The sequence below is a fragment of the Aeromonas piscicola genome (assembly GCF_000820005.1).
GTDB classification, from domain to species: domain Bacteria; phylum Pseudomonadota; class Gammaproteobacteria; order Enterobacterales; family Aeromonadaceae; genus Aeromonas; species Aeromonas piscicola.
On sequence record NZ_CDBL01000032.1, the window covers coordinates 42,391 to 65,787 of the forward strand.

The 23,397-nt window shown below is 59.9% G+C and carries 26 protein-coding genes; 9 read left to right on the forward strand and 17 right to left on the reverse strand.

Features of this window, described 5'->3' with window-relative positions; translation table 11 throughout:
* Window positions 1-52: 52 nt before the first annotated feature.
* Both BN1128_RS04645 and pomA read right to left on the reverse strand, forming a co-directional pair.
* Window positions 53-946 carry a flagellar motor protein MotB gene (locus BN1128_RS04645; protein WP_042866629.1) on the reverse strand — a complete coding sequence of 298 codons (894 nt, stop codon included), beginning with the start codon at window positions 944-946 and terminating at the stop codon, window positions 53-55.
* A 5-nt stretch (window positions 947-951) separates the two neighbouring features.
* On the reverse strand, window positions 952-1,710 hold the full coding sequence (gene pomA / locus BN1128_RS04650; RefSeq protein ID WP_042866631.1) for a flagellar motor protein PomA: 759 nt from the start codon (window positions 1,708-1,710) through the stop codon (window positions 952-954).
* Between the two features lie 219 nt (window positions 1,711-1,929).
* Between pomA and xseB the strand changes: the two genes are divergently transcribed.
* The 3 genes from xseB to dxs are packed head-to-tail and all read left to right on the forward strand — an operon-like array spanning window position 1,930 to window position 4,959.
* A complete protein-coding gene (gene xseB, locus BN1128_RS04655) occupies window positions 1,930-2,181 on the forward strand; it encodes an exodeoxyribonuclease VII small subunit (RefSeq protein WP_005317577.1) in 252 nt (83 codons plus the stop codon).
* Complete coding sequence (gene ispA / locus BN1128_RS04660) at window positions 2,182-3,072, forward strand: (2E,6E)-farnesyl diphosphate synthase (RefSeq protein WP_042866632.1); 891 nt, start codon at window positions 2,182-2,184, stop codon at window positions 3,070-3,072.
* Between the two features lie 21 nt (window positions 3,073-3,093).
* Complete coding sequence (gene dxs, locus BN1128_RS04665; RefSeq protein WP_042866633.1) at window positions 3,094-4,959, forward strand: 1-deoxy-D-xylulose-5-phosphate synthase; 1,866 nt, start codon at window positions 3,094-3,096, stop codon at window positions 4,957-4,959.
* A gap of 73 nt (window positions 4,960-5,032) precedes the next feature.
* Here the strand turns inward: dxs and BN1128_RS04670 are convergent, their stop codons facing one another.
* The 8 genes from BN1128_RS04670 to ribH form a co-directional block, all read right to left on the reverse strand.
* Window positions 5,033-5,974, reverse strand: a complete 942-nt coding sequence (locus tag BN1128_RS04670) for an ABC transporter permease (RefSeq protein ID WP_042866634.1) — start codon at window positions 5,972-5,974, stop codon at window positions 5,033-5,035.
* Window positions 5,975-5,977: 3 nt separating this feature from the next.
* Window positions 5,978-6,952 (reverse strand): ABC transporter permease, encoded by a 975-nt coding sequence (locus BN1128_RS04675; protein WP_042866635.1) that lies wholly within the window; start codon window positions 6,950-6,952, stop codon window positions 5,978-5,980.
* A 98-nt stretch (window positions 6,953-7,050) separates the two neighbouring features.
* The gene (locus BN1128_RS04680; protein ID WP_042866636.1) at window positions 7,051-8,607 is read right to left on the reverse strand and encodes an ABC transporter substrate-binding protein; all 1,557 of its coding nucleotides are present in this window, start codon (window positions 8,605-8,607) and stop codon (window positions 7,051-7,053) included.
* Window positions 8,608-8,666: 59 nt separating this feature from the next.
* Window positions 8,667-10,391, reverse strand: coding sequence for a dipeptide ABC transporter ATP-binding protein (locus tag BN1128_RS04685; RefSeq protein WP_042866637.1), 1,725 nt, complete (start codon window positions 10,389-10,391; stop codon window positions 8,667-8,669).
* Between the two features lie 511 nt (window positions 10,392-10,902).
* Entirely contained in the window at window positions 10,903-11,397 is a 495-nt protein-coding gene (locus tag BN1128_RS04690; RefSeq protein WP_042866638.1) for a phosphatidylglycerophosphatase A family protein, read from the reverse strand.
* A complete protein-coding gene (thiL, locus tag BN1128_RS04695) occupies window positions 11,394-12,353 on the reverse strand; it encodes a thiamine-phosphate kinase (RefSeq protein ID WP_042866639.1) in 960 nt (319 codons plus the stop codon). The genes BN1128_RS04690 and thiL overlap by 4 nt, the downstream gene beginning before the upstream one ends.
* 57 nt (window positions 12,354-12,410) lie before the next feature.
* Entirely contained in the window at window positions 12,411-12,824 is a 414-nt protein-coding gene (gene nusB / locus BN1128_RS04700) for a transcription antitermination factor NusB (protein ID WP_042035824.1), read from the reverse strand.
* Window positions 12,825-12,838: 14 nt separating this feature from the next.
* Entirely contained in the window at window positions 12,839-13,309 is a 471-nt protein-coding gene (ribH, locus tag BN1128_RS04705) for a 6,7-dimethyl-8-ribityllumazine synthase (protein ID WP_042866640.1), read from the reverse strand.
* A 198-nt stretch (window positions 13,310-13,507) separates the two neighbouring features.
* On the opposite strand from ribH, the gene BN1128_RS04710 reads away from it, so the two are divergent.
* A complete protein-coding gene (locus BN1128_RS04710) occupies window positions 13,508-14,716 on the forward strand; it encodes a S1 family peptidase (protein WP_042866641.1) in 1,209 nt (402 codons plus the stop codon).
* A gap of 63 nt (window positions 14,717-14,779) precedes the next feature.
* On the opposite strand, the gene ribBA is transcribed toward BN1128_RS04710, so the two are convergent.
* The 7 genes from ribBA to glyA all read right to left on the reverse strand — a co-directional run bounded on the left by ribBA (window position 14,780) and on the right by glyA (window position 20,815).
* A complete protein-coding gene (gene ribBA, locus BN1128_RS04715) occupies window positions 14,780-15,889 on the reverse strand; it encodes a bifunctional 3,4-dihydroxy-2-butanone-4-phosphate synthase/GTP cyclohydrolase II (RefSeq protein WP_042866642.1) in 1,110 nt (369 codons plus the stop codon).
* A 142-nt stretch (window positions 15,890-16,031) separates the two neighbouring features.
* Entirely contained in the window at window positions 16,032-16,685 is a 654-nt protein-coding gene (locus tag BN1128_RS04720; RefSeq protein ID WP_042866790.1) for a riboflavin synthase, read from the reverse strand.
* 55 nt (window positions 16,686-16,740) lie between these two features.
* Window positions 16,741-17,850, reverse strand: a complete 1,110-nt coding sequence (gene ribD / locus BN1128_RS04725) for a bifunctional diaminohydroxyphosphoribosylaminopyrimidine deaminase/5-amino-6-(5-phosphoribosylamino)uracil reductase RibD (RefSeq protein WP_042866643.1) — start codon at window positions 17,848-17,850, stop codon at window positions 16,741-16,743.
* Between the two features lie 197 nt (window positions 17,851-18,047).
* Window positions 18,048-18,497 carry a transcriptional regulator NrdR gene (gene nrdR / locus BN1128_RS04730; RefSeq protein ID WP_042866644.1) on the reverse strand — a complete coding sequence of 150 codons (450 nt, stop codon included), beginning with the start codon at window positions 18,495-18,497 and terminating at the stop codon, window positions 18,048-18,050.
* A gap of 134 nt (window positions 18,498-18,631) precedes the next feature.
* On the reverse strand, window positions 18,632-18,964 hold the full coding sequence (locus BN1128_RS04735) for an NIPSNAP family protein (RefSeq protein ID WP_042866645.1): 333 nt from the start codon (window positions 18,962-18,964) through the stop codon (window positions 18,632-18,634).
* 65 nt (window positions 18,965-19,029) lie between these two features.
* Window positions 19,030-19,452: a hypothetical protein gene (locus tag BN1128_RS04740; protein ID WP_042866646.1), complete on the reverse strand. Its 423-nt coding sequence runs from the start codon at window positions 19,450-19,452 to the stop codon at window positions 19,030-19,032.
* 109 nt (window positions 19,453-19,561) lie between these two features.
* The gene (glyA, locus tag BN1128_RS04745; RefSeq protein WP_042866648.1) at window positions 19,562-20,815 is read right to left on the reverse strand and encodes a serine hydroxymethyltransferase; all 1,254 of its coding nucleotides are present in this window, start codon (window positions 20,813-20,815) and stop codon (window positions 19,562-19,564) included.
* Between the two features lie 350 nt (window positions 20,816-21,165).
* Between glyA and BN1128_RS04750 the strand changes: the two genes are divergently transcribed.
* The 5 genes from BN1128_RS04750 (at window position 21,166) to BN1128_RS04770 (ending at window position 23,260) form a co-directional block, all read left to right on the forward strand.
* On the forward strand, window positions 21,166-21,390 hold the full coding sequence (locus BN1128_RS04750) for a hypothetical protein (protein WP_042866650.1): 225 nt from the start codon (window positions 21,166-21,168) through the stop codon (window positions 21,388-21,390).
* The gene (locus BN1128_RS04755) at window positions 21,380-21,667 is read left to right on the forward strand and encodes a hypothetical protein (RefSeq protein ID WP_042866652.1); all 288 of its coding nucleotides are present in this window, start codon (window positions 21,380-21,382) and stop codon (window positions 21,665-21,667) included. Before BN1128_RS04750 ends, BN1128_RS04755 begins: the two co-directional genes overlap by 11 nt.
* A gap of 22 nt (window positions 21,668-21,689) precedes the next feature.
* Complete coding sequence (locus BN1128_RS04760) at window positions 21,690-22,094, forward strand: GFA family protein (protein WP_042866654.1); 405 nt, start codon at window positions 21,690-21,692, stop codon at window positions 22,092-22,094.
* A gap of 148 nt (window positions 22,095-22,242) precedes the next feature.
* Window positions 22,243-22,887 carry a molecular chaperone TorD gene (torD, locus tag BN1128_RS04765; RefSeq protein ID WP_042866655.1) on the forward strand — a complete coding sequence of 215 codons (645 nt, stop codon included), beginning with the start codon at window positions 22,243-22,245 and terminating at the stop codon, window positions 22,885-22,887.
* 4 nt (window positions 22,888-22,891) lie between these two features.
* Window positions 22,892-23,260 (forward strand): hypothetical protein, encoded by a 369-nt coding sequence (locus tag BN1128_RS04770; RefSeq protein WP_042866656.1) that lies wholly within the window; start codon window positions 22,892-22,894, stop codon window positions 23,258-23,260.
* Window positions 23,261-23,397 lie beyond the last annotated feature (137 nt).

Genomic DNA, 23,397 nt, shown 5'->3' on the forward strand with positions numbered 1-23,397 from the left:
GCACAAAATCCATGTCAGTCCCTGCGAGCGGGATCGCGCTTTGCCATCGACACTACTTCTGCTCAGTGACGCCGATTGGCGCTGATACCGTCGGCTTGCCCTGCATGATGGCGATCTCCACCCGCCGGTTCATACGCCGGTTTTCCGGGGTGGTGTTGGGTACCAGTGGCTGGGAATCGGCCATGCCCTGCACCACTAACCGCCCGCCGTCAAAGCCGGGGACCTTGATCATCTGATGGGCCACCGCCACCGCACGCTGGGAGGAGAGCTCCCAGTTGGACTGAAACAGCTCATCTTCGGTGGCCACATCATCGGTATGACCCGAGATGGTGATCTCCCCCGGCACATCCTTGAGCAGCGTCGCCACCTTGCGCACAACGGGCCAGAACTGGGGCTGCAGGAAAGCAGAACCGGCCGGGAAGGCCGCCTTCTCGCGGATCCGTATGATAATCTGCTGACCCAGCGCTTCCACTTCGATGGCACCATCCTGGATCTGGGCCTTCATCTGCTCCGCCAGCTCCTTGGCCAGATCATTGGACTGCTCCTGTTTTTTCTGCGCCTCCTGCCGGGTATCCCCCCCCACCAGCTTGTCTTCGCTCTTGTCATGACCCCCGGCCTGATCGGCATCGCCGGGCTGGAAGTCCAGCTCTGTCTGGGTCATGTCCATGGTCTGCTGCATGATGGTGTCTATGGGGGTCGGCTCGGGGCGGCCCGGCCTGAACTCGAGGGCGATGACGGAGGTCCCCTTGGGAATGTCTTTGACCTCCAGAATGTTCTGCACCCCGAACGCCTTCTCCATGGAGCCGGCGATCTGCTTGAACTTCTGCACATCCATCTCGGCGAAAGAGAGCAGCAGCACGAAGAAGCACATCAACAGCGACATCAGATCGGCGAAGGTACCCATGTAACCGGGCAGACCAGGTGGCGGACACTTGCACTTAGCCATGAGGATTACTCGCTGCCATTGTTGCGTTTGGACTGGTTCAGGTAATTTTGCAACATGGACTGGATCACCCGCGGGTTCTGGCCATCCTGAATGCCCATGATGGCGTCCAGTACCAGACAGCGGCTCAGCTGCTCTTCGCCGCTGCGCAGCTCCAGCTTGTCGGCGATGGGGATCGCAATCATGTTGGCCTCGATGGCGCCATACAGAGTGGTGAGCAAGGCCACCGCCATGGCCGGGCCTATGGATTTGGGATCACTCATGTTGGCCAGCATGGCCACCAACCCCACCAGCGTGCCTATCATGCCCATGGCGGGCCCCAGATCCCCGAGCGAGCGAAAGACCTTGATGGCGATGACGTGCCGTTCGGCGGTGAGCTCAATGTCCTTCTCCATCACGCCGCGGATGACATCGGCGTCGTGCCCGTCCACCAGCATGTCGATGCCTTTTTTCATGAAGGCATTTGGCACTTCGGCGGCTTCCAGCGCCAGGAACCCCCCTTTACGGGCCGCATCTGCCAGTTCAACCGCCTTGATGATGAGGTCGTCGAGCTTGTCGCCCTTGTAGATGAACGCCTTGCCGGCCACCTTGAACGCCATCAGAAACTGACCGATGTTGAACTTCATCATGCAGATAAAGAGGGAACCCAGTATGGTGATATAGACCGAAGGCATATCCACATACATGCTCATGGGGCCACCCAGCAACATGCCGTACACCACGACCCCAAATCCCAGCACTATGCCAATCAGACTACCTAGATCCACATCCCTACTCCTGTCAGCCGAAATTTGTTGTATCTGCAGTTTGTTGAATTTTCTGCTATTGGCTCATCAGCGGCAAGGGCCACCACGTTTTTCCTTGTTCACAAGATGGCTTATTATCGGCCACTTTTCCGAGAGTTTAAGCCGACCGCACTTTTCAGCCTCCCCCCTGCCCGCCGTCGATGTTAAGATAAGCTGTTTTTTCAATCCCCGAGGATGGACATGGCCAGTAAAAAAATCGACCGCCTGAGTTTTGATGCCACTCTGGAAGAGCTGGAAACCATAGTCCATCAACTGGAACAAGGTTCCTTACCGCTGGAAGAGGCACTCAAGCAGTTCGAACAGGGTGTCCACCTGGTGCGGGCTGGCCAGCAGAAGCTGGAGCAGGCCGAACAGAAGATCCAGATCCTGCTGACTCAGGCCGATGGCACAGAGCAAGCGGTCCCCTTCCAGCCAGAGCAAGGAGAGGAATGAGTGACGCTGGACGATTTTTCCCGTCTGCATCGTCAACGTATTGACGACTGCCTTTCTGCACAACTTGAATCCTTGCCCGCCATGGCCCCGCGTCTGCGCGATGCCATGCGCTACGGCCTGCTGCTGGGCGGCAAGCGGGTGCGCCCCTTCCTGGTCTACGCCGTGGGCGAGATGCTGGGCGTCAAGAGCGAGTTGCTGGATGGCCCCGCCGCTGCGGTAGAGTGCATCCACGCCTACTCCCTGCTGCACGACGACCTGCCCGCCATGGACAACGACGACTTGCGTCGCGGCCAGCCGACCGTGCACAAGGCATTTGACGAAGGCACCGCCATCCTGGCCGGCGATGCCCTGCAGACCCTGGCCTTCGCCATTCTGGCCGACCATCCACTGCCCGACCGGCTTCTGGCCAACCGGGTGCGGATGCTGAGCGCCCTCGCCCGCGCCTCCGGCTACCTCGGTATGTGTGGTGGTCAGGCGCTGGATCTGCAGGCCGAAGGCCGCCAGATCAGCCTGCCCGAGCTGGAGCAGGTGCATCGCCACAAGACCGGCGCCCTGATCGAATGCGCCGTAGCACTGGGTGCCCTGTGCAAGCCCGACGTGGACGACGCCACCCTGACGGCGCTGCAAACGTACGCGGCCGCCATTGGCCTCGCCTTCCAGGTGCAGGACGACATCCTCGACATCACGGGCGATACCGCCACCCTGGGCAAACCGCAAGGCTCGGATCTGGCGCAGGAAAAGAGTACCTATCCGGCCCTGCTCGGACTCGACAATGCCCGTGAGCTGGCTCGCGAACTGCACGGTAAAGCCTTAACAGCCTTGCAATCTTTGCCCTACAATACCGACATTCTGGAAGCGTTTGCCGATTACATCATCGAGCGAACCCACTAAACGCTGGATAACAGTAACAATATGAGCGTTGATATAAGCAATTTCCCCAACCTGGCCCTCGCGGATACGCCGGTCGAGTTGCGATCCCTGCCGTTCGATCGGCTGCCCGTGCTGTGCAACGAACTGCGTGAATATCTGCTGCGTTCGGTGAGCCGCTCCAGTGGTCATCTCGCCTCCGGGCTCGGCACAGTCGAGCTGACTGTGGCGCTGCACTACGTCTACAACACGCCGTTCGATCGCCTGGTGTGGGATGTGGGCCATCAGGCCTATCCCCACAAGATCCTGACCGGCCGCCGCGACCGGATGCAGAGCATCCGTCAGAAAGACGGCCTGCACCCCTTCCCCTGGCGCGGCGAGAGCGAATATGACGTGCTCTCGGTCGGTCACTCCAGCACCTCCATAGGTGCGGCGCTCGGCATGGCTGTCGCCGCCGAGAGCGAGGGTCTGGGTCGCAAGATAGTGGCGGTGATTGGTGACGGCGCCATCACGGCCGGCATGGCCTTCGAGGCGCTCAATCACGCTGGCGATGTCCACAAGGACATGCTGGTGGTGCTCAATGACAACGAGATGTCCATCTCCGAGAATGTCGGGGCGCTCAACAACCACCTGGCCCGCATCATGTCGGGCAAGCTCTACACCACCATACGCGAGGGTGGCAAGAAAGTGCTGGCGGGCCTGCCGCCGGTCAAGGAGCTGGCCAAGCGGGCCGAGGAGCATCTCAAGGGCATGGTGGTGCCTGGCACCCTGTTCGAAGAGTTCGGCTTCAACTACATAGGCCCCATCGACGGCCATGACATCAACGCCCTGGTTGAGACACTGCGCAACATGCGCAACCTCAAGGGGCCGCAGCTGCTGCACGTCAAGACCAAGAAGGGCAAGGGTTACGAGCCCGCCGAGAAAGATCCCATCGGTTATCACGGCGTGCCCAAGTTCAATCCGGACGAGTGCACCCTGCCCAAGGCGAGCGGTGGCAAGCCGAGCTTCTCCGCCATCTTCGGCCAGTGGCTGTGCGACATGGCGGCAAAAGACGAGAAGCTGGTCGGCATCACCCCCGCCATGCGCGAGGGCTCAGGGTTGGTCAAGTTCAGCCAGCAGTATCCGGATCGCTACTTCGACGTGGCCATCGCCGAGCAGCATGCGGTCACCTTCGCCGCCGGCCTCGCCATCGCCGACAAGAAGCCGGTGGTCGCCATCTATTCGAGCTTCCTGCAGCGCGCCTATGACCAGCTGATCCACGACGTGGCGCTGCAGGAGCTACCGGTACTGTTCGCCATCGACCGGGCCGGTCTGGTGGGCGCCGATGGCCCGACCCATCAGGGGGCGTTCGACATCAGCTTCCTGCGCACCGTGCCCAACATGGTGGTGATGACGCCGTCCGACGAGAACGAATGTCGCCAGATGCTCTACACCGGCTATCAGTGCAACCAGCCTGCGGCGGTGCGTTACCCCCGTGGCAGCGGCACAGGCATCGAGGTGCAGACCGAGATGCAGGCGCTGGCGCTCGGCAAGGGACGTGTCATTCGCGAGGGCAAGGGCACCGCCATACTGGCGTTCGGCACCCTGCTGCAGCAGGCCAGGGCCGCCGCCGAGGCGCTCGATGCCACCCTGGTGGACATGCGCTTCGTCAAGCCGATGGATGAGGCGCTGGTGCTGTCGCTTGCTGCCAGTCATGACCAGTTCGTGACCATAGAGGACAACGCCATCATGGGCGGTGCCGGCTCTGCGGTGAACGAGCTGCTGATGCGCAACAAGCAGTGCAAACCGGTGCTCAATCTGGGCCTGCCGGATCGCTTCGTGGAGCAAGGCACCCAGGAGGAAATCTACGCGCTGCTGGGACTCGACAGCACTGGCATTCAAGCCAGCATCGAAGCCTGGCTGCTGGCCTGATCAGGCACCTTGACGAGCAAATAAGGAAGGGCGCCTGATGGCGCCCTTCTTGTATCTTCACTTCTGACCCGAATTAACCCTTGTAGATCTTGGGGTTGAACACATCCCGCAGCCAGTCACCCAGCAGGTTGATGACCAGCACCAGCACCACCAGGCAGATGCCCGGGAAGGCGGTGATCCACCAGGAGCCGGAGAAGATGTAGTTGAAGCCGACGCTGATGAGCGACCCCAGCGACGGCTGATCCACCGGCATCCCCAATCCGAGGAAGGAGAGTGCCGCCTCGCTCATGATGGCGTTGGCCACCTGCACTGTGGAGATCACCAGGATGGGCGACAGACAGTTCGGCAGTATGTGGCGGAACATGATGCGCGGGGCGCGAAACCCCATCACCTTGGCCGCTTCCACATACTCCTTCTTCTTCTCCGCCAGCACGGAGGCACGCACCGTCCGGGCGTACTGCGGCCACTCGGCAATGCCGATGATCACCACCAGCATCAGGATGGCAAACTTCGAGTAGAACTCGGAACCAAAGCTTGCCTGGAAGATGGCTGAGATGATGATAGCCACCATCATGGTGGAGAACGACAGCTGCACGTCGGCAAAGCGCATCAGCAGGCTGTCGATTCGACCACCGAAGTAACCGGCGATCAGGCCGATGACGATGCCGAGCACCAGTTGCAGCCCCACCGCAAACAGCCCTATGGTCAGCGAGATGCGGGCACCGTAGAGAATGGTGCTCCAGATGTCGCGGCCCTGGTTGTCGGTGCCGAGCCAGAAGCGCGCCTCGCCCCCTTCCAGCCAGGAGGGTGGCAGCTCGGCATCCATCAGATCAAAACTGGTCTGATCGTAGACATTGTGCGGCGCCAGCCAGGGCGCCAGCAGCGCCGCCAGCACAAACACCACGAACACCGCAAAACTGAACATGGCTACCTTGTCCCGCAGGAAGTAGTAGACGATGTCAGAGTTCTTGAATCGAGCCCAACGGCTTGGGCTCACAGTCACAGCGTTAGTCATGTGTTACCCCTTGGCGGTCAAGTTGACGGTCGGGTTGATGAACCCGTAAAGCAGGTCGACCAGGGTATTGGTCACCACGAAGATAAGTCCCACGAAGATGACGTAGGCGGTGATCAGCGGGGTATCGACCCGATGGATCGCCTCGAGGAACAGGAAACCTGTCCCCGGCCACTGGAACACGCTCTCGGTCAGTATGGTATAGGCCACCATGGTGCCAATCTGCACGCCACCGACGGTAATAACCGGCAGCATGGTGTTTTTGAGGGCATGACTGTAGTAGACCTTGTTGTTGTCCAGCCCCTTGGCACGGGCAAACTTGACGTACTCGGAGGAGAGCTGCTCCAGCATCTCGGAACGCACCAGCCGGATGAACAGCGGCAACATGATGGAAGAGAGCGACACCGCGGGCAGGATCAGGTGCTTGATACCGTCCCAAGTGAAGAATCCCGACTCCCAGCCCAGCAGATTGTAGGTCTCGCCGCGGCCATAGGCCGGCAGCCAGCCGAGCTGGATGGAGAAGAGGTACATCAGCATGATGGCGGTCAGGAATACCGGGATCGAGATGCCGATACTGCTCCCCGCCATGATGATCTTGGTAGGAATGCTGCGCGGGCGGATCGCCGAATAAACACCGAGTGGAATGGAGACCACCACGATGATGAGCGCGGCGGCAAACACCAGCTCAAGGGTAGCCACCAGCTTGTCGAGGATCACCTCGAGAGCAGGTCGCTTGAAGAAATAGGAGGTGCCCAAATCCCCATGCACCGCATTTTTCAAAAAGCGGCTGTATTTGATAAGGAAAGGGTCATTGAGGCCCATCTTCTCGCGCAATTCGTGACGCTGGGCTTCGGAGACGGATTGTCCCACCAGCTCACGCAACGGATCCCCCAGGTTGTCCTGGATGGAGAAGGCGACCAGGCTGATGACGAACATCACTATCACGGCCTGATAGAACCGTTTCAGCAGGAATGTAAACATGCTTGTCCTTCTACGTGGCCTGTGTCTTGGCACAGGCTTCTGTTAGTGGGCGGAGTGGCCAGCTGACCACCCCGCCCCGTCCTTCCTTGGTGCTTCGCTTACTTGCCGACCACCAGATCGCCGAAGTAAGGGAAGTTCATCACGTTGACCACCGGCTTGATATCGGCGTTTTTCTTGGCGCCATAGGCCAGATCTTCCCAATGAAGCGGCACGTAGGCAGCGTCATCGATCAGCATGGCTTCCACCTTCTGCAGCATGGCAGCACGCTTGGCCGGATCGGTTTCGGCGTTGGCATCAATCACCAGCTTGTCAGCCTCTGCGTTGGCATAACCGGCGCAGTTGTACTGACCCATGCCAGTCTTGGCATCCTTGGTGAAGGTCAGGAACTCGAAGAAGTTCGCGGTATCTTCAGTGTCTGAGTGCCAGCCGATCAGCTGCATGTCAGCGGCGCACTTGTCAAACTCGGGCCAGTATTGCGCCACCGGCATGGTCTTCAGATCCACCTTGATGTTGATCTTGGCCAGCATGGCAGAGACAGCCTGGGCAATCTTGACGTCGTTGACGTAGCGGGCGGCCGGGGAGATGAAGCTCATCTTGAAGCCCTGCTCGTAGCCAGCTTCCTTCATCAGCTGCTTGGCCTTGGCCAGATCATACTGGGGCTTGAGTGCCTCGTTGTGACCGGCATAGCCTTTCGGGCTCAGCTGGCCAGCGGGAGTACCGAAGCCCTTGTTGATCTTCTCGACTATGCCCACCTGGTTGATGGCGTAGTTGATGGCCTGACGCACGCGCTTGTTTTTCAGCGCCGGGTTGGTGTTCTGGTTCAGCTCTATGATGATGGCGCGGGTACCGGACAGGGTCACCAGCTGGGTGTCCTTGCCATTCTTGACGCGCTCAAGATCGTTTGGCGCAACCGGGTAGATCACGTCCACGTCCCCACCCAGCAGGGCGGCAACGCGGGTCGCATCTTCCTTGATCGGCACCACGGTCAGGTTGTCGACGTTGCCCTTGGAGGCCTTGTCCCAGTAGTTGGCGTTGCGGGCATACTCGAGCTTGACGCCCTGCTCGCGGAACTTGACGCTGAACGGACCGGTTCCGGAGACGTGGGTGGAGGCATAGGAGTCGCCGTTCTTGACGATCTCACCCTTCTCTTTGCCTGCCTCTGTCTTGCCGGTGTAGAACTTGGAGTCCATCGGGAAGATATAGGTGACTGTCTGCAGCACCAGCGGGAACGGCTTGGCGGTGATCAGATCGACTGTGTACTCATCGACCTTCTTCACTTCGGCGATGGGGTCGAAGATGGCCTTGAAGTCGACGGAAGACTTCAGGCGGTTGACGGTCCACACCACGTCGTCGGCGGTGAAGTCATTGCCGGAGTGGAACTTGACGCCCTTGCGCAGGAAGAAACGCACCGTCTTGTCATCGATACGTTCAAACTTCTCGGCCAGACGCGGCTCGAATTTCAGATCCTGGGTGTAACGCATCAGGGGATCGAACACCAGATGCGACATCTCCAGGGTCTGACCGGAGAGCTGCTCCTGCGGATCCAGCGAGGTGGCGTCCGAGGCAACGGCGACCTTGATGTCGACGGCGGAAACGTTAAAAGCGAAACCTGCGGCGAACAGCGCCAGGGCAATCTTGGATAATCCTTTCTTCATGTCTTTCTCCATGCTTTTGGCTTTTTTATTGACAGACAAACCGGCGAGCCGGTGCTTTCCTAGCTTGCGATTTCCAGCCCCTCGCGGGACATTCCCTTGAACTCCGGCATGAGGGAAATCAGCTTGCGGCTGTACTCATGCTCGGCATTGGTAAACAGTTTTTCGGTCTCGGCCACTTCCACCAGATGGCCGTGCTGCATCACGCCGATGCGATCGCACATCTGGCGGATCACCGGCAAATCGTGGCTGATGAACAGCATGGTGAGTCCGAGCTCCTGCTGCAGATCCTTGAGCAGGTTGAGGATCTGGGCCTGTACCGACACATCCAGCGCCGAGGTGGGCTCGTCACAGATGAGGAAGCGCGGCCGGGTTGCCAGGGCGCGGGCGATGGAGATGCGCTGACGCTGACCACCGGAGAACTCGTGGGGATACTTGACCCCGGCACCACGGCCGAGCCCCACGTGATCGAGCAGATCGTTGACTATCCCCTCGATCTGGCTCTCGCTGCCTGCCAGCTTATGGAAGCGGATGGGCTCGGCGATGATGTCACGCACCTTCATGCGCGGGTTCATCGAGGAGTAAGGGTTCTGGAATACCATCTGCATCTGGCGGCGCAGGGGACGGCGCTCACGCTCACTCTTGAGCGCGGTGAGATCGATCCCCTCGAAGAAGATCTTGCCGGTATCTGGCGGATAAAGGCCCGTGATGGCACGGGCTATGGTGGATTTGCCGGAGCCCGACTCCCCCACCAGGCCGAAAGTTTCCCCTTCGAAGATCTCGAAGCTGATGTTGTTGCAGGCGCGCACGTACTGGCGGCGGCTCGGGAAGATGGAGTCCTTGGTGACAAACCTCAGATCAACGTTCTCCACCCGCAGCAGGGCGCCCTCGTAGCTGCGCTCATCCTGACTCTGGCCGAGCCAGTGGGTCTTGAGATCGATATTGGTATCCGGCGCACTGGCATCCTCGATATAGGAGACCAGCGGGAAGCGCACCAGCTTGACGTCCGAGCGGGGTACCGCCGAGATGAGGCTGCGGGTATAAGGGTGATTGGGGCGACCCAGCACCTGTTCCGTGGTACCGAACTCCACCAGATCGCCGCGATACATGACCGCCACCTTGTCGGTGACGTTGGAGACAACGCCCATGTCGTGGGTCACCAGCATGCAGCCCACCTGACGCTCTTTGCAGAGGTTGCGGATGAGCTGTAGGATCTGATCCTGAATGGAGACGTCGAGGGCCGTGGTCGGCTCATCGGCGATGATGAGCTCGGGATCGCACGACAGCGCGATGGCGATGACCACCCGCTGGCGCATGCCACCGGAAAACTGGTGCGGATACTGCTTGATGCGCAGCTCGGGCTGCGGGATCCCGACCGCCCCCATCAGCTCGAGCGCCTTGGCAAAGGCGGCGTCGCGAGAGAGATCGGTATTGGCAAGAATGGTCTCAACCAGCTGCTGCTCAACGGTGAACAGCGGATTGAGGGAGGTCATGGGATCCTGGAAGATGAAGCCGATGCGGGAACCACGGATGGCCCGCATCTCGATCTGGCTCTTGCCGGAGATGAGTTCGCCGTTGAGATAGATGTCACCACGGGCGATGCGGCCCGGCGGGCTCAGCAGATCGATGACGGCATTGCCTATGGTGGACTTGCCGGCGCCAGATTCGCCCACCACACCGACGATCTCCCCTTTTTCGACACACAAAGAGAGATCTTTGACCGCGGCCAGCACCCCATAGCGGGAGGGGTACTCGATCCGCAAGTTTTTCACTTCGAGCAAGGACATGTTTACCTCTGCGGGGGACATCCGTCCCAAATAATTCGTCCGTAAATCGGCCGCAGATGCCGGTTGTGCCTTGAGTACTGATCTTGAGTGCTTTTCTGAGTAATAAACGCTCAATCCATGAGGCAGCGAAACCAGCGATCCGGGCGGGTTTTTTGCATTTTTTTGGAATAACCCGCGAGTAACTTAGACGGTTTGACCGCGACTGTAAATGATCGGGTTATACAATTTCGCAATACTTTGTTCAGTCAGCGGCCATCACGGCAGTCATAAATGATGACTTATGTCACATAACCAGACTATATGACCACCATCAAGACTTTTTAGTGCTTTTACTTTCAACAAAGACGCAACAGGCGGGAATAATCACTATTAGCACAATAGCATTAAGCTTCGAATGAGTAGTGAATATTTATGTGAAATGATTTTTTAACGGCAGCATATGCCGATGAATGAAAACTAAACAGAGCTATATAGGGGGAAGCCAGGCTGGCGATCCCCCTTGCCGGGAGATTCAGCCCAGCCAGTATGCCAGCAATTGCATACAAAACAGAGCGAACAAACCGGCGATGAGATCGTCCAGCATGATGCCGAGTCCGCCGTGGATCCGGCGATCAAACCAGGAGATGGGCCAAGGCTTGAATACATCGAACAGCCGGAACAGCACGAAGCCGGCCAGCACCCACTGCCAACCAGCTGGCGCCGCTATCATGGTCACACCAAAACCTATCACCTCGTCCCAGACGATGGCACCGTGATCCGGCATGCCGATGGCATCGGTGGCACTCTGGCAGATGCGAATGCCCGCCACGAACCCTACCGCCAGCAGGGCGATGAACCAGGGTGTTGCCAGACCGCTCACCAGCAGATAGAGCGGAATGGCGACCAGCGTCCCCATGGTGCCTGGCGCCTTGGGGGAAAGGCCGGAGCCAAACCCCACCGCCAGCACGTGGAGCGGGTGCTTCAGGTTCAGTCGTTTCAACTCAGGCTTTATCCTGAACAAGCTCATGCGAAGTGATCCCACCCTTTCAGTTGCAGCTCGACCACTTGCTCGCCTCTCAGGTAGTCGATGCCCGCCTCGCCCGCTACGATGCGGCCGATGCGGGTGAACTTGACGCCACAGTTGGCCAGCGCCGTATCCAGCGCGCCGCGATACTCCTCCGGCACGGTGAAGCAGAGCTCGTAGTCATCGCCACCGGCCAGCGCCAGTTGCCAGGCATCCTGCTCGGGCACCGCATCCTGCAGCACGGGCGAGAGGGGCAGCAGGCCGAGATCGATCTGGGCCCGCACCCCGGATGCCTTGAGAATATGGCCGAGATCCGAGGAAAGCCCATCTGAAAGATCCAGCGCACTGCTCGCCAGCCCGCGCAGGGCCTGCCCTGCCAGAATGCGGGGATGGGGATGATCGAGCCGGGGCAGCACCGCGGCCAGCTGGTTCTCGTTGAGGCTACGCTTGCCGAGCAGATGGGAGAGCGCCAGGGCGGCATCCCCCAGAGTACCGGTGACATAGATGCCATCGCCGGCCTTGGCACCGCTGCGCATCAGGGCGCGACCGGCGGGGACGGATCCCTTCACCGAGACAGTGATGGAGAGCGGGCCGCGAGTCATGTCCCCGCCCACCAGCGCCACGTTGTAATATTCGGCCAGTTCGAGAAAGCCTTCGGCAAAGCCGGCGACCCAGGGTTCGTTGATGGCGGGCAACGTCAGTGCCAGCGACACCCAGCGCGGCTCGGCACCCATGGCGGCAAGGTCGGACAAATTGACCGCCAGCGCCTTGTAGCCGAGATCCACCGGATCCATGTCGGGGAAAAAGTGGACGCCGCTCACCAGCGTATCCGTGCTCACCGCCAGCTGAGTATCGGCTGGCAGGGTCAACAGGGCGCAGTCATCTCCAGGGCCCATCACCACGTCCTTGCGGGCGTGGGGAACCTTGAAGTACTTATCAATCAGCTCAAATTCACCCATACAGTAAAAAGCCAGCGGTTAGGCTGGCTCCTCTCTTAATGCTGACGGACAGCAGGATCAACGCTTGGCCAGCGTCTTGATTACCTTGTCCAGTACACCGTTGACAAACTTGTGGCTGTCATCGGCAGCAAAGGCCTTGGCCAACTCGATCGCTTCGTTGATCACCACGCGCGGCGGTACATCATCACGACGGGTCAGCTCATAGGTCGCCAGACGCAGGATCGCCTTGTCCACCATGTCCACTTCTTCCAGCGGACGGGAGAGGAAAGGGGAAAACACCTTGTCCAGCTCGTTGCAGTGGAGGGCTACCCCGAACAGCAGATCGCGGAAATAGTTCAGGTCCACACCCTTGGTGTCCTGATCTATCTTGAACTGCTCTTCGATGTCGCCCACGTTGGCCCTGGTCATCTGCCACTGGTAGATGGCCTGGGTGGCGCAATGGCGGGCTTTACGGCGCTCGGACGGTTTCAATGTACTTCTCCTCGTTACACGTCCAGCTGTTTCAGGACGTTGATCATTTCGAGCGCGCTCAGTGCAGCCTCTGCACCCTTGTTACCCGCCTTGGTACCGGCGCGCTCGATGGCTTGTTCAATGTTTTCTGTGGTCAGCACGCCGAAGGCAACGGGAATTTCATATTCCATCATTACCTGGGCCAGGCCCTTGCCGTTCTCGCTCGCCACCAGCTCGAAGTGGTAGGTGCCACCACGGATGACGGTGCCCAGCGCGACTATGGCGTCGTATTGACCACTCTTGGCCAGCTTTTTGGCTGCCAGGGGGATTTCGACGGCGCCCGGCACGCGCACCAGGGTCAGATTGCTGTCCTGGATCTGGCCTTGACGCTTCAGCACGTCCACAGCACCGTCCACCAGGCTTTCGTTGATGAAGCTGTTGAAACGGGCAACGACAATAGCAACGCGCGCCTCAGGAGCGGCGATATTTCCTTCGATAACCTTCATTGGAAATCCTGTATCTGTGCAATCAAAAGGGGCCGGAGTCAAAAGTGCGCACATTCTAGCACAAAGGGGAATCGGACAAAAACATGCATCACAGTTTCGACAACGAGACTGCTATTGATCTTTTTATTATCTGCTCCGACCTGTTAATAATACGTGGCCCTGGCACGGGCTAAAAATAATAACATCAAGGAGTTCAGTATGTTGGATTTAAAACGCAGCAGCATCGTAGTCGCCTGCCTGCTGCCATTGGCTGTTCAGGCAGACGGTGTTGGTAGCCCGCGCATCATCGGCGGTAGTGCCGTGACGGCCCCAAGCTGGATGGTGGCAGTCGGCGAAGTCGTCAACGGCAACTGGAGCAATTTCTGCGGCGGCACCCTCATCGACAAGCAGTGGGTACTCACCGCTGCGCATTGCGTAGCGGATGCCCAGTCCGGCACCATGGAAGTGGCCATTGGAGTAACAGACCTGAGCCGTCCCCACACTCGCAGCAAGGTCGATCAGGTGCTGATGCACCCCGAGTATTATGTCAATTTGCTCAGCAATCTGGGTAACGGCGAGCCCCCATACTCTTCGGATGTGGCCCTGCTGCACCTTGCCACTCCGGTCACCCAGGCCCCCATCGCCATCGCAGACCCAGTCATCAAGGATACCTGGCAGTGGAGCACGACCATGCTGCATGCCCTTGGTTACGGTGGCACCGACCCCGATGCGACCAAATCCAGCCCGCAGCTGCTGGCAGTGGATCTCGCCTATCGGGGGGAGCGGGACTACTGGTACGGTGACCCGACCACCACCCACATCTTTGCTGGCAGCCTGGCCGGTCAGGACACCTGCAAAGGCGACAGTGGCGGTCCGCTGACTTATGGCGGCAAGCTGGTCGGCGTGACCAGCTACGGGGCTTTCCCCTGTGCTACCGGCAGCGCCGGTGGCTACGTCTACGCGCCTGCCTTCAGTGACTGGATCACCGAGCAACAGCAGGGCGTTACCCTGACCACGATCCGCGGCCTCATCCTGCCCTCAGGCACCAGTGGCTGGGCCGACTACCTGCTAGCCAACCGCAGCAATCAGGCTGTGACCCTGAGCGGCGTCTACAGCGATGCTCCGGCCATGAGCAACGGCTGTCCCGGCCGTCTGGAAGCAGGCCAAACCTGCGCTCTGCGCCTTCGTGCCGACGGCAACGACACGGTCGGCACGCTTCGCCTGCAGGGGGTAGAACTCACCGTCACTGACGAGCGAGGCGCGAGTCAGCGTCTTGAATCCGCCTTGATGAGCCTCACCAGCGAACCCACCAAGACCACTGACCCAACAACGACCACCACGACCTCAAATGGTGGCGGTGGTGGTGGCGCCATGGGTCTCGGAGCCCTGTTGCTGCTGCCGCTTGTCTGGTTGCGCCGTCGCCGCTAAGGCAAAACAACAAGGGATGACCGAGGTCATCCCTTGTTTCATATCCATTTCATCGCATCAGGCTTATTCGCCTACGTATTCCACCACTTCCAGGCCGAAACCGCCGAGGGCATGGTATTTCTTCGGCGAGCTCAACAGCCGCATCTTGCCGACCCCAAGCGTCTTGAGGATCTGGGAACCTACGCCGACCCGACGCGAAGTACCCTGCCACTTGGCCCCTTCCGGTTGCAACCCCTTGTCGGCGGCTTCAAAGCCCTTGACCCGGGCCAGCAGCTCCTCGCCATGAGATTCCGCCCCCAGAATTACCAGCACCCCACCCTCCTGGGCGATGCGAGCCATGGATTTGGGCAGCGGCCAGCTGCGGGCGGCGTGGCGGTCGGTCAGCAGCAGATCGCTCAGCACGTCGTGCAGATGGACCCGCACCAGGGTCGGCTGCTCGGCCTGTATTTCGCCTTTCTTCAGGGCAAAGTGCACCTGGTTGTCTATGGTGTCGCGGAAGGTGATGAGGTCGAACTCGCCATATTCGGTTGGCAGCTTGCACTCGGCCACTTTCTCCACCGTGGTCTCGTGCTGGTTGCGGTATTCGATAAGGTCGGCGATGGTGCCAAGTTTGATGCCGTGCTGCTCGGCGAAGATCTCGAGATCAGGACGGCGCGCCATGGTGCCATCCTCGTTGAGGATCTCGACGATGACGGAGGCCGCCTCGTAACCGGCCAGCCGGGCCAGATCACAGCCAGCCTCGGTGTGACCGGCACGGGTCAGCACGCCGCCATCCTGTGCCATCAGCGGAAATATGTGGCCCGGTTGTACCAGATCGGCGGCCTTGGCATTGGGGGCCACCGCCGCCTGCACGGTCACGGCGCGATCGGCAGCCGAGATGCCGGTGGTCACCCCTTCGGCGGCTTCTATGGTGACGGTGAAGGCGGTGGAGAACTGGGCATTGTTGCGATCAACCATCAACGGCAGCGCCAGCTGCTTGCAGCGATCCCGGGTCAGGGTCAGGCAGATGAGACCACGGCCGTAGCGGGCCATGAAGTTGATATCCTCCGGGCGGACACAGGAGGCGGCCATGATGAGGTCCCCTTCGTTCTCCCTGTCTTCGTCATCCATCAGGATCACCATCTTGCCAGCCTTGATATCGGCAATGATTTCCTGGGTTGTGCTCAGCGCCATGGGCTACTCCATCAACATGCTTCGGGGATTGAGCCTGCCGGCTCGGCTTGATACGGGATTATTCTGCTCTAGATGGGGGCACAAGGCCCCATTTCAATCGGAGCGGGATCACAGAAAAGCGTTTTTCCCGCGACATCGGCCGTTACAGGAAGCCGGACTGGGCCAGCTTTTCCAGCGTCAGGGTCGATGACGAGCCGTCATGGGCCTTGCCTTGCATCAGTCGCTCCAGATAGCGGGCTATCTGATCCACCTCGAGATTCACGCGATGACCCGGTTTCCAGCGCGCTATGGTGGTCTCCTGCACCGTGTGGGGCACTATGGTCAGGCGGAACAAGTCCCCCTGCACGGCGTTGACCGTCAAGCTGATGCCATCCACCGCGATCGACCCCTTCTCGGCTATGTAGCGGGAGAGCGACCCTGGCGCCTTGATCCAGTATTCGATGGCGCGGCCGCTGCTGGACTTGCTCTTCACCTCCCCCACCCCGTCCACATGACCGGAGACCAGATGGCCGCCCAAGCGGGAGCTGGGCATCAGCGCCTTCTCCAGATTGACGGGATCGCCCACCTTGGCCTCGGCAAAGCCGGTGCGCGACAGGGTCTCCAGCGACACGTCGGCGGTATAACGCTGGTCGCCAAGCCCAATCACCGTCAGGCAGACGCCGTTGGTGGCAATGGAGTCACCCAGCTTGACGTCACTGAAATCCAGGGTCGGGGCGTGGACTGTGAGGGCCATGTCTTCACCCTGCCGGCGCAGGTCGGCCAGGGTTCCCACCGCTTCGATAATTCCGGTAAACATGCAGATCACCTTGCTGATGACGGGGCCAGGCAGGCCCCCGATAAACATTGAGAAATCAGGCTATTTTCGCCGTGATGCGAATGTCCTGCCCCACCAGCCGCACATCCTTGATGTTGAGCTTGGGCGCCTGGAACAGCCGGGTGAGTTCTGGCAGATGGAACAGGCCTCGCCCCTCATCCCCCATCAGTCTGGGCGCCTGGTAGAGCACCAGCTCATCCACCAGCCCCTTGTTCAGCAGGGCGCCACACAGCCGCGGCCCCGCCTCCACCAGCACTGAGTTGATGTGCTGCTTGGCCAGCAGCATGAAGAGGCTGACCAGATCCAGCTTGCCATCCAGCAGCGGCAGCTCCAGTTGCTGCACCCAGGCCGGCCAGTCGCCGGCAGCCTTGTGGCGGGCCAGCAAAACCGGGCCTGTGCTCTGGAACAGCGGCAGGTCCGGAGTGAGCCGGTTTTGCGAATCGACGATGACCCGCAGCGGCTGGCGCAGGGTTTCTTTGGGGTAGCTGGCCTTGACCGAGGGGGGCAGCTCGTCCCAGCGCACAGTCAGCGAGGCGCCGTCGGCCAGCACGGTTTCGGCGCTGGAGAGCACCGCATCGTGACGGGCCCGCAGTCGCTGCACATCGGCGCGGGCCAGGGGCCCCGTTATCCACTGGCTCTCGCCGCTTGCCATGGCGGTGCGGCCATCCAGACTGGCACCGAGCTTGACCGTCACCTGCGGGAAAGCGGTGCGCATCCGCTTGAAGAAGCCCGGATTGAGTGCCTCGGCCTCGGCACTGAGCAGACCGAAGTCGGTCTTGATGCCGGCCTCAGACAACATGCGCAGCCCGCGCCCGCCCACCTCGGGATTGGGATCGACCATGGCGGCGACCACCCGGGTCACCCCGGCCTTGATCAGCGCCTCGGCGCAGGGCGGGGTACGGCCATGGTGGGAACAAGGCTCCAGGGTCACATAGGCGGTGGCGCCACGGGCCTGTTCACCGGCGGCATGCAGGGCATAGACCTCGGCATGGGGCTCGCCGGCACGCTTGTGCCACCCCTCACCGACCACCACGCCGGCTTTCACCAGCACGGCACCGACGCAAGGGTTGGGCGCCGTGGTATAGCGGCCGCGGCGGGCCAGTTCGAGGGCCCGACTCATCCATTGGTAATCATCTTGACTAAACATCTGAGCTCCCGTTCAAAGCGAGAAAATGGGCGTTGCAGGTTCGATTAGCGCAGCGTAATCGGACGTTGGAGAAGCTTGTTTTCTCCAGCTTGGCGATCTCTTCGCCGCTTCTTGTCATAAACACGGCGAATCTCTTCAACGCTGCGATAGGCGGAAACGAAACGGATAGCAGATATTGCCTTGCCCACCCGATACCGTTACTTCTCCAGCTTGGCGATCTCTTCACCAAATTCACGAATGTCTTCGAAGCTGCGATAGACGGAGGCGAAGCGGATATAAGCGACCTTGTCCAGGCCCTTGAGCTCATCCATCACCAGGTTGCCCACCAGCTGGGAGGCGACTTCGCGCTCACCGGTGGCCCGCAGGCGGGACTTGATGTGATTGACGCCCTTCTCGATGGCCTCCATGCTCACCGGCCGCTTCTCCAGTGCCCGCAGTATGCCGGCACGCAGCTTGTCTTCATTGAAGGGTTCACGGGAGCCGTTGGACTTGATGACGCGGGGCATCACCAGCTCGGCCATCTCGAAGGTAGTGAAACGCTCGTGACAGAGCAGACACTCACGACGGCGGCGCACCTGATGGCCTTCTGCCACCAGACGGGAATCGATCACCTTGGTATCAACGGCACTACAGAAAGGGCAATGCATCTGACCTCCGGCGTTAACTGAAAAGGCACCTGCCCCGCGGGGTCAGGATCTTGGTCGGCCAGTGTAGCACGGCCATCCAAAGCCGGTAAAAGCCCAGAAAAACAATATGTCACCGCAGATGAACCTTAGCCGTATCAGCCAGTACGCAGCGCCTCTATAGCTTCGAATGGCAACCATAGCACAGTATTTGCATCCCCTTCGATCAGCGCAACGATGGCCTCTCTCGGGCCTGTTTGCCAGGCCTTAGTCCCATAGAATACCGCCTGGGAGCGGTTCAGATGTTCAAGGTCATCGTAGGCCCGCATCAGAAAATAGGCGTCCGGATCATGCAAGGAGAGGCCATGGCTCACCACATCCATCCCCCAGGCAAGGTGCAAGGGCAGGCTCTGCTCGGTAACCAGCCGATGAAAAGCCGCACGGCTCCCGGCCTTGAGCCGATAGCTCCGGATCTCCAGCACTCGCTTCATCACGCTTTCTCCTGCTAAAAATGGTGTGGAAAGGCCCATACAGCACCATTCGATCGGCCAGAGGCTCAATCGTCATAGGGCAAGCAGTCGGGATCACACCCAGTGTGATCGGGCGCCGGATCCTGCACAAACTGTACGGCATCGATATGGGTGTGGCCCTGCATCAAGGCCTTGCTCACCCTGTGCATGCCATCCATGACCCGTCCCGCCCTGTCCAGAATGATGGGATAGGCAAGATCGGCGGCCAGCATCAGCTGACAGTGATCTATGATGCTGCGCACCGTGGGTCTGGCCTCGCCGTGTCCGTACCAGTGCTCAAAATCCAGTTCGGCAATCTGTGCCAGTGGCACAGCTTGAACCGGTAGCCCGCGGCTCAGCCGCACCAGACGGCGCACATCCCATGCCAGCAGGCCCTCGGGGCTATTGCGAAAATGGTACTGGGCACGGATGGACAAGATCAGATCCTCATCTGTGCTCTCGCCTGACATGCTGCCTCCTCTGTCTGCTGCACGAACTCGGCGCCCGTAGCGGGACCGAAATAGAAAAAACAATGCCACCCGCAGGTGGCATTGGTCTCAAACCAGCAGGGCTGGCGTATCAGGCATAAACCGGGAAACGACGGCAGATATCCAGTACCTGCTCGCGCACTGTGGCCAGCACGGCATCGTTGTCATGGTTGTCAAGCACGTCACAGATCCAGTTGGTCAGCTGGATGGACTCTGCTTCCTTGAAACCGCGACGGGTGATGGCCGGGGTACCGATCCGCACACCTGAGGTGACGAACGGGGAACGCGGGTCGTTCGGCACCGAGTTCTTGTTGACTGTGATGTTGGCTTTGCCAAGAGCGGCATCAGCCTCTTTACCGGTCAGCTCGCGGCCGATCAGGTCAACCAGCATCAGGTGGTTGTCGGTACCGCCAGAGACGATCTTGTAACCGCGCTCGATGAAAGTCGCCGCCATGGCCTTGGCGTTTTTGACGACTTGAGCCTGATAGGTCTTGAACTCGGGCTCAAGCGCCTCTTTGAATGCCACGGCTTTACCGGCGATGACATGCATCAGCGGGCCACCTTGACCACCTGGGAAGACGGCGGAGTTCAGCTTCTTGTAGAGATCTTCGTCGTCGGCAGCGGAGAGGATCAGACCACCACGGGGACCGGCCAGGGTCTTGTGGGTAGTGGAGGTCACCACGTGGGCGTGGGGCACCGGGTTCGGGTAGACACCAGCGGCAATCAGACCGGCTACGTGAGCCATGTCGACGAACAGGTAAGCACCGATCTTGTCAGCGATTTCACGCATACGGGCCCAGTCAACGATACCTGAGTAGGCGGAGAAGCCACCGATCATCATCTTCGGCTTGTGCTCGACGGCCAGACGTTCCATTTCGTCATAGTCAATCTTGCCGGACTCATCGATACCGTAAGGAATGATGTTGTAAAGCTTGCCGGAGAAATTGACGGGGGAGCCGTGGGTCAGGTGACCACCATGGGCCAGGTTCATGCCCAGCACGGTATCACCCGGCTGCAGCAGGGCCATATAGACGGCGCTGTTGGCCTGGGAGCCGGAGTGCGGCTGCACGTTGGCATAGGTGGCACCAAACAGTTCCTTGGCGCGCTCGATGGCCAGGGTTTCGACCACGTCGACGTACTCGCAACCACCGTAGTAGCGCTTGGCCGGATAGCCTTCGGCGTACTTGTTGGTCAACTGGGAGCCCTGGGCTTCCATGACGCGGGGGCTGGTGTAGTTCTCAGACGCGATCAGCTCGATATGCTCTTCCTGACGACGGGTCTCGTCTGTGATGGCCTGCCACAGCTGGGGATCATAGCCTGCGATGGTCATGTCACGTTTCAACATCCGTTTCTCTCCTGAAAATCGTTTGCGCGTTAGGTGAAGTGGGCAGCGGCATTGTAACGTGAGCGAGATCAAAGAGACAGTCCAACCACCCAAAAAATTGTTTAAAAAATGTAAAATGTGTCGCAAGTGTCTAAGCCTGCGTCGGCTCCCAGCCCTCAGCCAGGGTGTCGGCCAAAGCCCCCTTTCCCATGCCCCCTTCCTTGCCGTTCAGTACCCCACAGCGCAGCCAACCGCCGCAAACGCAGCCAACAAACAGCAAAAACCAAAGCCGGATCATGGATATAGCGTTTACTAACAGATAACATCTTTGCGTGGCACAGTGGTTGCCCAGCCAAAGATGGAGGCAAAAAATGCCGAGCAAGGCCCTCACCCTGCTCCCGATGGATCTGCACCTTCCCCTGGCGCTCACCCTCCGCCAGCACACCTGCCGACTCGGGGTTGGTGGCGACGACCGCCTGGCTGAGCCGCCCAGCCGTCGCTGGCCGCCCCATTGCAACACCATGTTCCCGACCCACTTCCGCCTCGATCTTCCTTCTCTGCACCAGCGCTACACGGGAGTACGCCATGATGGATAACCTGATGCTTTTTCTGATCATATCGGTATTCGCTGTCTTCTATTGGGTCTACTATACCGGCAGTCGCAAGAGCCCCTTTACCCACCAGTGGGAGACCTTGCCCACTCGGGAGCAGTATCTGGCCGCCCATCCGGAAGCCATCGATGGCGACATCATCTTTTGCATTCATTGCGGCCATCATGAGCAACTGGACGTTGGCCTGCTGCATCAGACCGACTTCCGGCGCCAGCATATCTGCACCCGTTGCAAGCAGGCGCTCTACCGCGAAGAGCGCTGAATCATCAGCCAAGGAACGCAAGATGAAACAATTGACCGCCAGCTGCCTGTGTGGCGCCGTGGCCCTGAGCCTGCCCGACCGGTTCGACTACCTGGGCAACTGCCACTGCTCCGAGTGCCGCAAGTTCTCCGGTGCCGATTACGCCCCGGTCGGCGGACTGGACGGTGACAAGGTCACTGTCACCCGTGGTGAAGAGGCCATCAGCCGCTTTCAGAAATCCCCCGAGACCAGCCTCGCCTTCTGCCGCCACTGCGGCTCCAGTCTGTTCAGCGAGAAGCGCAGCAGCGGCAAACTGAACCTGCGCCTCGGCATCCTCAACGAGGCGCCGACCCAAAGACCCGGCTTCCACATCTTCGTCGGATCCAAGGCGCCCTGGCACGAGATCTGTGATGCGCTGCCGCAGTTCGAGACCCGCCCCACGCTCTGACACCGCCACCAACCTGCCCTGAAAACGTCGCCTCCGGTGGCGTTTTTGCCGGCCTGTTCGGCGAATTGTCACCTATGGGTTAACTTTTCTGCCAAAGCCGTTAGAATCGGGCTCACTCTGTTTCCCGCTTGCCATCCACGGAGGAAAAATGCAGGAATTTCTGGCCACTAGCGAACGTCGGGCCGAACTGTACTGGTGGTTTGCCACCCTGTTTAGTGCCGAGCTCAGCGATGAACAGATCGCCGAATACGACAGCTACGATGTGCGAAGCTTCCTGAAGAGCCTCTCCACGCTGGATCCCATGCGCCCGGCCGTCGCCGAGCTCAATGAGGCCATCGCCCGCCTGCTGGTGCGTGACGCGCGCGCCACTGCCCTGGCAGCCGACTTCAAGGGACTGTTTCTGGCCGATACGGCCGTTCAACCTTATGAGTCCGCCCATCTGGATACCTCATCCCTCGACCGCATGCAGCAACGACTGGCGCGTCTTGCCATCGATGTCAGCGCCAAATACCAGCAGCCGGTCGATCACCTCGGGGTCGAACTGGATCTGATGGGCAACCTCATCATACGTGCCGCCGAAGCCGCCAGTGCCGATCAGCGTGAACTCTGGCTAGGCGAGCAGGAAGCCTTGTTGCATGGCCATCTGCTGGCCTGGTTCCCCCATTTCGAAGCCGCTTGCCGCGCCGCCGATCCCTTCGGTTTCTACGGTGCCAGTGCTCGCTTGCTGGGAGTATTCCTCACCATGGATGCCAACTACCTCAGCCTGGTCAAACCGGCATCCTCCGCCGACTGAGCCGATGAAAACCGCCCTGCTACTGATCGCCTGCTGGCTGCTGACCCTGATCCCGCAGGATCAGGGTCTGACGCCGCTCTTCAGCTTGCTGTTCAATCCGGACAGAGATCTGTATGGCACGGCCCAGCTCACCGGTTTCGGCGGCATACTCTTGACCCTCTATCTTGCCAACCTGGGGGTGGAAGTGGTGCTTCGTCGCCGCTTTCAGATAGCCGGCATGCTGACCCTGCTGGTCGCCTGGATAGGCTTTATCAATGCCAGCGGCAGCGAAGCCCACTGGCTCTGGCTACTTGCCCTCTCTCTGCCCTTTCATGTGCTCGGCCTGCTGGTGCTGGCCCGCGGCATTCAGGCATTCGGCCGCCAGAAAGGCTAAAAAACCGCCAAAAGTATTACAAATCATGACAGCCGGATCCCCGCATTCCCCGTCCCAGCAAGGTCGGTGTGGTGGGAGCCGGTAACATCTGCTTACATTCAGCTCCCATTCAGTTTTGTTGCAACCGTTATAGTGCG